The organism is Colwellia sp. MB3u-55, from assembly GCF_014076785.1.
Classification (GTDB): Bacteria; Pseudomonadota; Gammaproteobacteria; order Enterobacterales; family Alteromonadaceae; genus Colwellia_A.
The window spans coordinates 41,786-54,455 of record NZ_JACGUS010000110.1; the positions used below are offsets into that span (position 1 = coordinate 41,786).

Consider the following 12,670-nt stretch of genomic DNA (forward strand, 5'->3'; position numbering starts at 1 on the left):
CCCTCCTAAGAGGGCTTTTTTAGTTATTGCTAAAGTTATTTAACAACAGCTGCGTCTGTTACTTGAATTAATTGTCCCATAGTCGCAAAGAATACGGCTACTTGCGATTGCATCTCTTGTGTTGCTCTAGCACTTAACACAGCGTCAGGTGAAGCGGCAGTAGCACGAGGGTCAAGTATTGAAGTATGATGACCATGAACAAATCTTACCACACCTGAGCCAGCAGTAGTTTCACTAACAGCTTCCAAGCCTAATAAAGCAATAGCAGGTTCGGTGCCTCCCATAGGGGTAAACGGTGCTCTGTTAGTCACTGTTTGGTCTGGAAGGTTATCTGCGCCGTCACCAACAACTTCAATCAAGTGTGTAGGTGTTTGTGTTGCTGCTAAGGCTTGTACATAAGCAATAGGGTCACCAGAATCAGTAACGGTTTGCGCGGCAAACGTAAACTGCGCGAATCCAGCATTTAGTGTTGCTTTTTGCTCAATAGATAAACCATCATAGAAAGCAAAATAGAAACCACTTAGTTCAGCTTGAGTGTAATCAGCAGGTAATGTTGCTGCAACTGCTGCGGCAAAATCAGGCGATAATCGTAAAGTTAAATTAGACTTAGTTAAGCCTTCAAATATTGGTGAATCAATACCGAAGTTGGCTAACATTAAACCTGGCATTGCTAAAGAGGTACTAGCAATTTTAAATAATCCGTCAATTTGTGGATTTAGTTCAGTATTTGCTAAACCAACAGTATTCATACCATATATACCACCTAGTGAATGTCCTAGAAGGTGTACTTTACTACTATCAATTTTAATTGGGTTGCCATCGCTGTCAGCACCACCTAAGAAGTTAATGCCTAAACGTAAACCTAATAAATCAGCGGTACTTTGACGCGTGTTATCACGCATACTCAGCATACTACGTAAGTTAACATAGTGTAATGTTGACACTGTAGAGGTATTAATCTCATCAGTGCCGTCACCATTTAAATCAAAACCACGGCTGCCATGTAGTGGCTGATCAATCGCAATAGTTGCGATACCAAAGGCAGATAATATACCAGTGATCGGTAACATTTGTTCTTTAGTTGAAGTTATGCCATGAACTAAAATCGCTACTGGCCAACCATTTTCAGGCACTTCTAATGCTGGTAAGCCCATGCTTGCACGTACTGGGTTAGCCCAAACTAAATCAGGGGTAGTCATTTGCACATCAATGGGCAACATCGCACTTGTTGCAGGGATAGGGTTAAACTTAGTTAAATTACGTTCGGTATCAAGAGTAGCTAATACTGGATTTGCGCTTGAGCTTAAATCACGTAAACCAAAATTCATACAAAAACCATCATTAGCATCTAACGCATCAGCAGGAATCGCCGCTGGGTTTGCTGCTGCTAAGCCTGCAAGTGTAGCGCCAGAATCACAACGTGCACGCCACCAGTCATTAACAGGAGCTAATGGGTTTTCGGCAGAAGGTACACCTGAGTAATAAGGAAGTGTAATTGAACCACGCATGTAGTTTGCTGCTGAATATAATGGGATCAAACTTTCTGGAATTGAACCCGCTAATACGTTTGCAACTGAAATACCGGTATCGGCTACGCCAATTGCAGGAATTCCTTGTTGAGCATTAGCAACCATTTGAGGTACGCCCGCAGCCATCAAAGACTTAACCGTACTTAATACTCGTGTCGTTGATTGTGTTGTCATTGCAGCGGTATAAACAATACTATCACTACCAACCCCTGCTGCGACTACAGCAGCTTCATAACTGTTAATAACAGCTTGCAAACCTAGTTGTGAAGCACTACCTAGAGGTAATGTTTTTATATCTTGACGTACTAATTCATAAGTACTAGAACCAGCAATCGCTTTACCGTTGTTGTCACGGAGATTATTGGTCATCACCATGACATAAGTCGTTTCTGCCTTAAGTGGCTGAATTGGGATAAATAAAACATTATCGCCAGACTTTTGAGTAACAAAGTCTTGCATAAACACTAATTCACTAACAACTTTACAAGCGAAGCCGCGTGTTACAGCAGTACAATCAGCGTCATTTACGTCACCACCCATTACGGTTTCAAAAACTCTTACCGAACCAGGTTCAGAAGCACTACTTGCATCTAAAGAGGTACCCGCTGGGAATTCAATTCCAAGGGGAAATGGTTGAGAAATAGACCAACCGTCAAGCGCACTAATAGCAACAAAAGGATCTGAGCCATCAGTAGGGTCTGCAACGGGTATTTCTAAAGTACCGTCAACGGTGCCTTGAAAAATCAAATCGTTTGGAATAGAAAGTCCGGCAGCACCTGCACTTGGATTAAATTTAACACGAGCGGTTGGTGTTACGGCACTGCCGTTTTCAACCACTTCATTTTGAACATCTTTAATTGATTCATCATCACATGCCGTTAGTCCAAGAACACTGGCAATAGCAACACTAAGTACGAGCTTTTTCATTTTATCTCCCCACAGACGAGCTTTATATTATTTAGCTTTTTATGCTTTTATTTTTTATTTATCTATAATTTTGTTAAGCGTACTCACAAAACTAACTTGTTCGACCAGTTAAACTTACCGTAAGAATTGCTTAAGTGCTAGCGGTTTCTTCTTTTATTATAACTTTAACTGGCATTTTAGCTAAAACTTTTAAATATTACTCGTCAGTCAATAGGTCAAAGTAGTAGAATTACTGCCTTATTTACCCTCAAATAATTTGTATCGATACTATGTATAATTACCAAATAACAGCAAATTCATTAGCCAATAAAATCATTTTAGTTACCGGCGCAGGCGATGGTATTGGTCGCCAAGCGGCATTAACCTATGCTGAATTAGGTGCTACAGTTATTTTATTAGGAAAAACAACCGCTAAATTAGAGTCAGTTTACGACGAAATCATCGCACAAGGTTCCACTGAACCTGCCATTATTCCCCTTGATTTAAAGGGTGCAACCAAACAGCACTATATAGATATGACGGCGACCATTGTTAATCAATTTGGTAAAATTGATGGCGCGTTACTCAATGCCTCAATGCTAGGTGAGTTGACACCTTACACGCAGATACATCAACAAATTTGGCAAGATGTAATGCAAGTTAATGTGACTGCTCAGCATCTAATGGCTCAGGCATTAATCCCTGCATTATTGCTCAGTGATCACGCATCATTGATATTTACCACCTCTGGTGTTGGTAATAGTGGTAAGGCTTATTGGGGGGCGTACAGCGTTTCAAAGTTTGCAACAGAAGGGCTAATGCAAGTTATTGCTGACGAATACGAAAATACCACGTTACGTGTTAATGCGATAAACCCAGGTGCAACACGCACTAATATGCGTAACACTGCCTACCCAGCAGAACATGAAAACGATTCAGCAAAACCGGTAGATATAATGCCAGCCTATGTGTATTTAATGACGAGTGATAGTTTGGCTGTAAATGGCCAACGTGTTAACGCGCAAAAAGCAAAATAAAGAGCTAAAAAAAGGCTGTAAGAATAAACTTACAGCCTTTATGTTTTATCACTTAAGAATTATCGTAATTCTCTTCTTAAAATTTTACCTACGTTGCTTTTGGGTAAGTCATCTCGAAACTCAACATACTTCGGTACTTTATAACTGGTTAAATTGGCACGACAATGTTTAATCAGATCTTTTTCCGTTAATGTTTTATCCTTAAGCACAACAAATATCTTGACCGCTTCACCTGTTGCGTCATTATCTATTCCAATAGCAGCGACTTCTAATACACCTTCATGCATCATGACCACTTCTTCAATTTCATTAGGATAAACATTGAAGCCTGAAACGATAATCATATCTTTTTTACGGTCAACAATTTTAAAGAAACCTTTATCATCCATAAGAGCTACATCGCCTGTCGCCAGCCAACCTTCTTTTAGAATTTCAGCCGTGTCCGCTTCGCGCTGATAATATCCTTTCATGACTTGTGGACCTTTTACCCACATCTCACCTGGTTCACCAATCTCAGCATCACTGCCATCATCTTTAATGATGCGTATATCTGTTGATGACGCCGGTAAACCAATGTTGCCACTATAGCTTTTTTGATCATAAGGACATAATGTTACTAAAGGTGCACACTCAGTTAAGCCATAGCCCTCTAATAAACGTGTGCCTGTGACACGCTCCCATGCTTCACCCACAGAACGCTGCACTGCCATACCGCCGCCAAGCGACATTTTCAACGTACTAAAATCAAGGTCTTTAAAACCAGGAGTATTTAATAAGCCATTGAATAAAGTGTTAACGCCAGTAATTGCGGTAAAAGGATATTTAGCCAGCTCTTTTACAAAACCAGGCATATCACGAGGGTTGGTGATCAATAAGTTGGTACCACCTAACGTTAAAAAGGTTAGGCAGTTAGCCGTTAATGCGAAGATATGATAAAGCGGTAATGCGGTGACCACAAGTTCTTTGCCGTCTTCCATCAAAGGCTTTATTGCGGCTTTTGCTTGTAATAAGTTTGCAATCATATTGCGATGGGTCAGCATAGCCCCTTTTGACACACCTGTTGTACCACCGGTATATTGCAAGAAAGCAAGATCTTCACCACAAAGTTCTACTGGCTGGTAAGTTTTGAGCATCCCTTGAGAGACAACTTTATTAAATCTAATGGTGTTTGATAATTTAAAGGCTGGTACCATTTTTTTAACATACTTGACCACACAATTAACTAGCGCACCTTTTACAGTACCCAGTCGGTCGCCTAAAGAAGTAAGAATGACATGCTCAACCGAGGTATTATCAATGACTTTTTCTAAGGTACTAGCAAAGTTTTCAATGATTAACATTGCCTTAGTGCCTGAATCTTTCAATTGATGCTCGAGTTCACGGGCCGTGTATAGCGGGTTAACATTAACCACGGTCAAACCAGCAAGTAAAGCACCAAACAATGCAATAGGATACTGCAAACAATTAGGTACCATAATGGCAAACTTATCGCCCTTAACTAAACCTAAATCATTTTGTAAATAAGCAGCAAACGCTTTTGATTGTATCTCTAGATCTCGGTAATTGATTTCTGCGCCCATATTAATAAAGGCAGTGCGTTCAGCATAAATATCAACATATTTATTGAACATATCAGATAACGAGGAGTACTTATCTGCATCGATTTCAAATGGGACACCGGGTGGATAACTTTTTTCAAGCCAAATTTTTTGCGTTTGTTGCACTTTGCGACTCCTCTAATAATAGCTTAACTGTAGACGATTATTGGTTTTATTCGATTAATACTTTTATATTTTATGTATTATTTTTTAATCGATATCGTCATTTTACTCTATATGAATGAATTTTTATTTTTAAAACGGATGTTTGAATTTTCTTTTTACGTGATTACTGGTCTGATGTCTATTAATTTTAGCCACGTTTACCGTTTTCTCTTTATAAACGGTAACATTTAGAAAAAATCAGCCAATAAACTCTAAAATATGTCTACTAGTCTGCTCAGGCTCAGCCATATGAAAATGATGTCCTCCAATTAATTTATAACTAGTAAAGTTATCAAACAAGGGACCAAACTCTTTCAAACCAGTTTGTACAAAAGACAAACCTTTGTCACCATAAATTAATTGCACAGGAATAGTAATATCTTCAATAAACTGTTTTGCTTGCGCCAACGTTAGCCGATACGGCGATGTATTCCTTAAACGACGGTCAGTTCGCCAAATAAAGCCATTATCATTTTCAATAATCCCCCGTTCAACCAACAACTTTGCTTGTTGAAAGTTTAAATCAGAGACTTGTACCCTAGCCTTAATTGCAGAATCTAAACTGGGGTGAAATTTTTTCTTTTTTGTTGAGGGCGATAGTTGTTGATTGCACGTTAAACGACTTAACAGCCCCTTACGTAAATGATCGGTCGCTTCCTCGGCTTCACCGCTAATAAAGCCAATTGAATCAAGTAAGGTTAATGACTTAACCTTTTCAGGAAAAGCGGCTGAAAATGCTGATGAAATCATTCCACCCATTGAATGGGCAACTATATCAACTTTTTGCCAGTGATTTATTTCCCACAGCAATAACAAATCATAAACATAATCGATAAAATGATAATGGGCATCGGCACTTCTGTGGGACGATAAGCCATGTCCTGGCCAATCTATGGCAATAACACGTTTACCTTTAAAGTAAGGTAACAAAGGTAAAAAACTAGCCGCGTTATCTAACCAACCATGTAAACACAAAATTAGCTCGTCGTTTTTGTCACCACAAGCTAGGCCAGTCAGGGTGAGTTCACCTAAGTTAAAACTCACCTCTTCGACGTTATCAGGGATACGCAAAGTGACTATTTCTTTTTGACAGGTGCTGGTGCTTTTCTTACCACAACTCTTCTTGGGTAATTGGAATAGCGAGGCTGCCAGAAAGAAGGAGACGACCAAAATGGATTATGGATAACGCGCACATCGACTTGCTTTTTTTCTTTCCACAAGTGTATTTTTGTCGCGGTTAGGACCGGATAATTATATTCGTGCTCGCCAATTTTTCCTTCTTCGGAAGCGGCGACAGCTCCTAATGCGGTTATACTGCGACCTTCTTTATAAATAACAGGATCGAGTAGACCTGAGAAATAAACACGAAATCGTCCTAACGTTTCATTACCTTGCTTGGGTATCGCAGACGACTTTAACGGAAAGTGAACAATTTCTAACATACTATTGTTAGCATTATTGGTTACTTTTGCAATAACGCCACCCCAGCGAGCTGCATTTCCTTGTTCTGTGTTAGCATTATCTCGAACAACGACAAAGTCTGTTAATACCGTATTATCAGGTACCTGCAATGCTTCTGGAACTGATGAACAGCCACTTATAAATATTGCACTTACCCATAAGGGTAGCATTAAGATTATATTACGTTTTTTCATCATATTTACCTTTTCTAGATATATTCGCTAACCAAACAATACCACCAACACCAATACTAAACCATATAACGACCCATAAAAATTCAGGTATGCCAGTGAGTTGTGCTAATGCAGCACCATCGCCAAAGTTACGTCCATCAACCAAGTACCAAGGACTTTTTACACTGTTAAGTAAAATAATTGCCCCTGTTATTTGCAAACTTATCTGTAAGTAACTTAATTTTTTATATTTAAATTTCAATAAAACGAGTGCTAGCAAAACACTAATAATCATTAGCGTTAAAATATCTCTAGCCCAAAAAATCAAAGTGGTTAGTAACAATAATGCGATAATACCACTTAATATTTGTGCTGCCCGTTGGTGCATACTCGCGATAAAGTAAATCCCTATTCCCCATAACGCCGCGCCAGCATAACCCATAAAGCTAATAAAAAAATTCATTCCTCCACGAGTTGTGCATAGCCCTGCCCCGTTAGAAAACAATTGAATTTGTACGATAGTCCCCCCGGTAAAGAGCGCAGCTAGGCCATGACTGATTTCATGAAAATAACTTTCAAGCCATTTGAAAGGTATTGAAACAATGGGGATTTGGCTAATAATTAATGCGGTAATCAATATTAACCAAAAGTGATATTTTTTCAAAAAGGACGAAGGCTTACTATTCATGGATTATTTTTCATTATGATAAAAGAAGAATATATGACAAAACGCGATTAGTGTTAATTAGACAAGTAAGTCGATACCAAATACCTGCTGAATATTTTCACGTTGAGCGATATTATCTACTGAAGAATATGCTGCAATTGCGGTTTGGTTTTGCTTTGATGGGCTGTCATAACTTGCTTGGCTATTATTCTTATTGCCGACTTGCTGGTTAGTTTGGCCTGAAAAAGAAATATTACTTGTTGAAACAGTTTGAGATGCACTTGAATTGAGTTGTGCTTGCTGATTTTCAAATTGAGCTTGTTCGACTAAAGCAAGTGCTTGCTCATCAATATCAAAACGTGCAATTTGACTCGCTTGTTGGTCTTGATCTTGGGTTTGTTGCGTGCTGTCTTTGTTGGTTTTTTCAGTTTGCTCTGTACTTTGCTGAGTTTGTTGGACACGAAAGCGATCACGTTGCTCAGCAACCTGATTTTGATTATCAACCGACAACGATGCGCTTGATTGAGGCGTGAACGAACTCGTACTATTTATTTGCATAGTTTAAATTTACCAAGGTTTTGCCAAATTACAAAACTTTTTGTATTTTCACGTAAATAAAATCGATTACCTACCCGGCAGCTTTTTCCATGAAACAGTATCACGTACATAAACCGGTTGAGCGTTTTCAGCACTAACCGCCTTTCCTTGGGAAAAGTAATACTGACCAATTTCTAATAGTTCTTCCGCATTAGGAAAAAGTATCTCTGGTGTTCCCGCATTAATTTTTAAAGGTTCAAGTTCACTTTTATAAGCTTCCCAGCCAGTACCGACACCATAGACCTGTTGATTTTCAGTTAAAGACTGATTTAAATACTCAGCTAATTTTTCAGGTGCTAGTACGGTATCTTGCAGCGCAGCTTCCATAATACCTTGCTCATTTAATCGATAATAGCCGGCATAAACCTCTGACATACGAGCATCGATCGTTGCAATAACCTCTACTTGCTGATGCCGACTGTAAGCTTGTTGAGCCATAGCTTGCAGGGTTGATACCCCAACAACTTTTAAATCAGCAGCAAAAGCTAAGCCTTGTGCGACGCCAACGCCAATTCGAACGCCGGTAAAACTTCCCGGCCCTTGTCCGAAAATAAGCCCATCTAATTGTGCTAACGTTATATCGGCTTTTTTAAGTAAGCGATCAATCATCGGCAGTAACACTAAGCTATGCGATTGTGGTGCTAGCTCAAATTCACTGATCGTTTGGTCGTTAAACGTTAATGCTACTGAACATGCTTCCGTTGAAGCGTCTATTGCCAAAAAATTCAAATTATTCTCTCTAATACTTATCATTATTACTATTTAAATTAACTATTACTCTGATAGTGAAGTAAGAAATTCACTCGCTTGCTCAATATCTCGACTGCGTTTCATCATAGGTAAACTTTTTAAAAAAACTTCGCCATAAGGGCGATTCACTAATCTATCATCACATATTACCATGACACCTTGGTCGGTAACATCTCGAATTAAACGACCAACACCTTGTTTTAATGCAATAACGGCTTGTGGTAATTGGATTTCAGCAAAAGGATCTCCTCCGCGTCGTCGAACATCTTCACAGCGCGCCTGCAACATCGGGTCGTCGGGTGAAGCGAACGGAAGTTTATCTATAATGACACAAGTTAATTTGTCACCTCTAACATCAACCCCTTCCCAAAAACTGGCGGTTGCTAATAAAATCGCTTCCGGGTTATCAATAAACGCGGCTAACAAAAGTCCTTTACTCATTCGCCCTTGAACTAATAAGGGTGATTCAATCTTTTCCGCTAAGATATCTGCAACTTGGTTTAACATCCGATAGCTAGTGAATAATAAGAAGCAAGCTCCTTTACTTGCCATTATTAAAGGTATCGCTAACTCAGCGAGTGCTAGTGCTCGACTATGGTGCTGAGCAGCAGGTAAATAGCGCGGTACAATTAGCTGTGACTGCGATTGATAATCAAACGGGCTATCAACAAGTAAGGTCGCGGCTTTCGTTTTCGCTATATTTAAACCTAATTGCTGAGAAAAGTGCTCAAAACCACCATTTACCGCCAGTGTAGCTGAGGTAAAAACCCAACCCGCTTCAGACTTAGCAATATAGTCACTGAATTTGTCGGCAACACTCAATGGTGTTAAATGTAAAACCACATGCCGACGTGTTGTCTCATACCAAAAGCTCATACCATCGATATCAACGTTTGCCATAATGTCGTATTTAGCGAGTATGTCTACGGCACGATCGTAGCAATTATCAATGGCTTCATTACGAGAAATACATAATTTGATCACTTGATAGAGAAAGTCTAAATCTGTTTTTAGTGCAGCAAAGGCCTGTTGAAACCTTGGCTGGGCATATTTATCTCGCCAGTTGCCACGTTCAGGATCATGAAAAAAGAGTAAACGAAATTCTTGCGCCGCTTTTTGGCATTTCTCTGCAGCTCGGCCTAATTGTTTCACATCGGTTAAGGTTGTTTTGTATATTTGAATAACATCAGAACATAAATCGAGAATTTGCTTAGTAGAAAAAGCGTCACCAAAGTATTCACTGGCAATATCAGGTATTTGATGGGCTTCGTCAAAAATCACCACATCTGCTTTGGGAATAAGTTCACCAAATCCAGTGTCTTTTAAAGCCATATCAGCAAAAAACAAATGATGATTAACAACCAAAACATCCGCATCAATGGCTTTTTTTCGAGCTTGCACTAAATAACAGTCATCAAAGTTAGGACAATCTTTTGCCAGGCAATTATCTGTGGTACTGGTAACAAAAGGAAAAATGCCAGAATCTTCAGCTACATCGACTATTTCGCCGATGTCACCGCTGCGAGTCGACGTTGCCCAAGTACGAATTTTGACAAAATCTGTCAACATTGCCGCATCTAGTTGACCACGCTCTTTTACATAAAGTTCGAGGCGATATATACACAGATAATTGGCCCGCCCTTTTAATAGAGCAATCTGCGTATTGGTTGCCATAGCATTACGAATAAGCGGTATATCTTTATGAAACAACTGTTCTTGTAAGTTTTTAGTACCTGTAGAAATAATGACTTTTTTTTCAGAGAGTAAAGATGGGATTAAGTAAGCAAAGGTTTTTCCTGTTCCTGTGCCCGCTTCTACAATTAAGCAACTCTTTTGTGAGATGGCGCGTTCAACATCTATCGCCATATCAATTTGCGCCTGCCTAGGAGAATAGCCGTTAAGTACTTTAGCGAGAATACCTGAGGGTGAAAATGCTTGTTCAACTAGGGTCATAGATAATACTACTGATAAATATTACCACCAGTATAAAGAATAAAAAGCCAGAGAGAAATATACATTCGATTAATGAGCGAGTTGCCCAGTAAAAAACTTAAACAAAAATATCCAAATGAGTGATATCTTCATCGGGTTCATCATGATTTTTCTTCGGGTGAGTCAGTTCATCTTTATGAGTGATCACGTTATCGGTGTCATCATGAGTGTTATCCACAATAGTATCGGCAATCACAGCAGACGTTGATTGATGCTTCTTTTTATTTTCCTGATGTTCTTTTTGATCAGAATCTTTTTTAGCTAAAACAACGTAATGCTCATGATTTTCAAGGTGATCCAAATCATCGGTCAGCTCGTTAATTGCAGCTTCTTTAGTGAGTGGTTTCACGCGCAGACGTTCAGGTTTAATCGGCACCGATACAACACGTGTTAATACGGTGGTAAAAATATCCATCAGTTATAGGTCCTTTTATTAAACTCGTTACTTAAGTATCGACTACTTTAGACAATTCTTTATTACCTTATGCGATTATTTTATAAGAAGTGTTTATTTATTACTTGCTCATTATAAAAATAATCAGTACTGTAAATGCCATTAGAAGATAATCGTTACGAAATAAAATTTTCGTAACGATTATTTAATTCATTTAATGTGTAAAGTGAATGACACTTGCTCGTTAAATAACAAAACAAACTATGAGTATAATATGAACATTAACCTAAGCACATTACATCGTCATCACCACCATATCGATTAGCTGCTCAGGTTTATTCGCTGAGGGGCTGTGACCTTTCGGCGAGTTGTATAACTCAGATTTAACCCCCGAAAGAGTCTATCTCTCTCGGGGGTTTTTCGCATTTTATAGGCCTTGAAATTGTATATACACGTACTAGAATTTTGGCCAACGCTTTATTAAAGGAAATACAAACATGACAACAGAAACTCGCTTACGCATCGCTATGCAAAAATCAGGTCGTTTAAGTGACGACACTCAAGCCTTACTCAAACGTTGTGGTTTAACACTCAATGTTACTGATCGACGTTTGTTAGCACATGTTGCTAATATGCCTATCGATATAATGCGCGTTCGAAGCTCAGATATTCCAGGTTTAGTGATGGACGGGGTTTGTGACTTAGGTATTGTTGGTGACAACACCTTAGAAGAGGCGGCATTAGAACGTGAATTGATGGGGCAAAAGTCTCAATACATTCGTACTTCACAGCTTAATTTTGGTGGTTGTCGTTTATCAATTGCGATGCCTGAAGGCTTTGATTATCAGGGTGTCAAAAGTTTAGACGGTTTACGTTTTGCAACGACTTACCCTCAACTACTCAATCGTTATGCAAAAGAACAAGGCATCAATGTTGATTTTTGTTTATTGAAAGGCTCTGTTGAAGTCGCTCCGCGAGTCGGTTTATCTGACGGTATTTGTGATTTAGTTTCAACTGGCGCTACACTAGAAGCCAATGGTTTAGTTGAAGTAGAAGAGATTTTTAAATCTAAAGCATCGCTTATTCAAACAGCGAGTACTTTGTGTAGCGAAAAACAGAGTATTCTTGATACCTTATTGCCACGCATCCAAGGTGTTATGAAAGCGAAAGAAAGCAAATACATTATGTTGCATGCGCCAAAAGATAAAATTGCCGAAGTAAGTGCCTTAATGCCAGGTAAAGAAACGCCAACAATCTTACCTTTAGCGGGTCGCGATGATTTAGTTGCTGTTCATGTTGTTGCTACCGAAACGTTTTTTTGGGAAACAATGGAAAAACTCAATGCACTCGGTTGTAACTCTATATTAGTTATGCCAATTGAAAAAATGATGGGCTAATGCA

At 39.1% G+C, this 12,670-nt stretch carries 11 protein-coding genes; 2 read left to right on the forward strand and 9 right to left on the reverse strand.

Annotation, left to right across the window (positions count from 1 at the left end):
* Nucleotides 1-35: 35 nt before the first annotated feature.
* Nucleotides 36-2,456 (reverse strand): VolA/Pla-1 family phospholipase, encoded by a 2,421-nt coding sequence (locus H4J66_RS08510; protein WP_182173147.1) that lies wholly within the window; start codon nt 2,454-2,456, stop codon nt 36-38.
* A gap of 269 nt (nt 2,457-2,725) precedes the next feature.
* On the opposite strand from H4J66_RS08510, the gene H4J66_RS08515 reads away from it, so the two are divergent.
* Nucleotides 2,726-3,472: a YciK family oxidoreductase gene (locus tag H4J66_RS08515; protein ID WP_182173150.1), complete on the forward strand. Its 747-nt coding sequence runs from the start codon at nt 2,726-2,728 to the stop codon at nt 3,470-3,472.
* 59 nt (nt 3,473-3,531) lie between these two features.
* On the opposite strand, the gene fadD is transcribed toward H4J66_RS08515, so the two are convergent.
* The 8 genes from fadD to H4J66_RS08555 form a co-directional block, all read right to left on the reverse strand.
* Complete coding sequence (gene fadD, locus H4J66_RS08520; protein WP_070376238.1) at nt 3,532-5,196, reverse strand: long-chain-fatty-acid--CoA ligase FadD; 1,665 nt, start codon at nt 5,194-5,196, stop codon at nt 3,532-3,534.
* 237 nt (nt 5,197-5,433) lie between these two features.
* Complete coding sequence (locus H4J66_RS08525; protein ID WP_182173153.1) at nt 5,434-6,306, reverse strand: alpha/beta fold hydrolase; 873 nt, start codon at nt 6,304-6,306, stop codon at nt 5,434-5,436.
* Nucleotides 6,307-6,311: 5 nt separating this feature from the next.
* Nucleotides 6,312-6,890, reverse strand: a complete 579-nt coding sequence (locus tag H4J66_RS08530) for a Slp family lipoprotein (protein WP_182173156.1) — start codon at nt 6,888-6,890, stop codon at nt 6,312-6,314.
* Complete coding sequence (locus H4J66_RS08535) at nt 6,877-7,557, reverse strand: M50 family metallopeptidase (protein ID WP_182173158.1); 681 nt, start codon at nt 7,555-7,557, stop codon at nt 6,877-6,879. Before H4J66_RS08535 ends, H4J66_RS08530 begins: the two co-directional genes overlap by 14 nt.
* 57 nt (nt 7,558-7,614) lie before the next feature.
* Nucleotides 7,615-8,094, reverse strand: a complete 480-nt coding sequence (locus H4J66_RS08540) for a hypothetical protein (protein ID WP_182173161.1) — start codon at nt 8,092-8,094, stop codon at nt 7,615-7,617.
* A gap of 66 nt (nt 8,095-8,160) precedes the next feature.
* Nucleotides 8,161-8,862, reverse strand: a complete 702-nt coding sequence (gene tsaB / locus H4J66_RS08545; RefSeq protein WP_220463249.1) for a tRNA (adenosine(37)-N6)-threonylcarbamoyltransferase complex dimerization subunit type 1 TsaB — start codon at nt 8,860-8,862, stop codon at nt 8,161-8,163.
* A 45-nt stretch (nt 8,863-8,907) separates the two neighbouring features.
* Nucleotides 8,908-10,836: an ATP-dependent DNA helicase gene (locus H4J66_RS08550; RefSeq protein ID WP_182173167.1), complete on the reverse strand. Its 1,929-nt coding sequence runs from the start codon at nt 10,834-10,836 to the stop codon at nt 8,908-8,910.
* 97 nt (nt 10,837-10,933) lie between these two features.
* Entirely contained in the window at nt 10,934-11,290 is a 357-nt protein-coding gene (locus H4J66_RS08555; protein WP_182173170.1) for a hypothetical protein, read from the reverse strand.
* A gap of 476 nt (nt 11,291-11,766) precedes the next feature.
* Between H4J66_RS08555 and hisG the strand changes: the two genes are divergently transcribed.
* Nucleotides 11,767-12,666 carry an ATP phosphoribosyltransferase gene (hisG, locus tag H4J66_RS08560; RefSeq protein ID WP_182173173.1) on the forward strand — a complete coding sequence of 300 codons (900 nt, stop codon included), beginning with the start codon at nt 11,767-11,769 and terminating at the stop codon, nt 12,664-12,666.
* The last annotated feature ends 4 nt before the right edge of the window (nt 12,667-12,670 follow it).

What these genes read in the sequence shown, in the direction of transcription:
- H4J66_RS08530 (WP_182173156.1), bottom strand. Translation starts at nt 6,890, where the DNA reads ATGAAAAAACGTAATATAATCTTAATGCTACCCTTATGGGTAAGTGCA.
- H4J66_RS08535 (WP_182173158.1), bottom strand. Translation starts at nt 7,557, where the DNA reads ATGAATAGTAAGCCTTCGTCCTTTTTGAAAAAATATCACTTTTGGTTA.
- H4J66_RS08510 (WP_182173147.1), bottom strand. Translation starts at nt 2,456, where the DNA reads ATGAAAAAGCTCGTACTTAGTGTTGCTATTGCCAGTGTTCTTGGACTA.
- H4J66_RS08555 (WP_182173170.1), bottom strand. Translation starts at nt 11,290, where the DNA reads ATGGATATTTTTACCACCGTATTAACACGTGTTGTATCGGTGCCGATT.
- H4J66_RS08550 (WP_182173167.1), bottom strand. Translation starts at nt 10,836, where the DNA reads ATGACCCTAGTTGAACAAGCATTTTCACCCTCAGGTATTCTCGCTAAA.
- H4J66_RS08515 (WP_182173150.1), top strand. Translation starts at nt 2,726, where the DNA reads ATGTATAATTACCAAATAACAGCAAATTCATTAGCCAATAAAATCATT.
- hisG (WP_182173173.1), top strand. Translation starts at nt 11,767, where the DNA reads ATGACAACAGAAACTCGCTTACGCATCGCTATGCAAAAATCAGGTCGT.
- H4J66_RS08540 (WP_182173161.1), bottom strand. Translation starts at nt 8,094, where the DNA reads ATGCAAATAAATAGTACGAGTTCGTTCACGCCTCAATCAAGCGCATCG.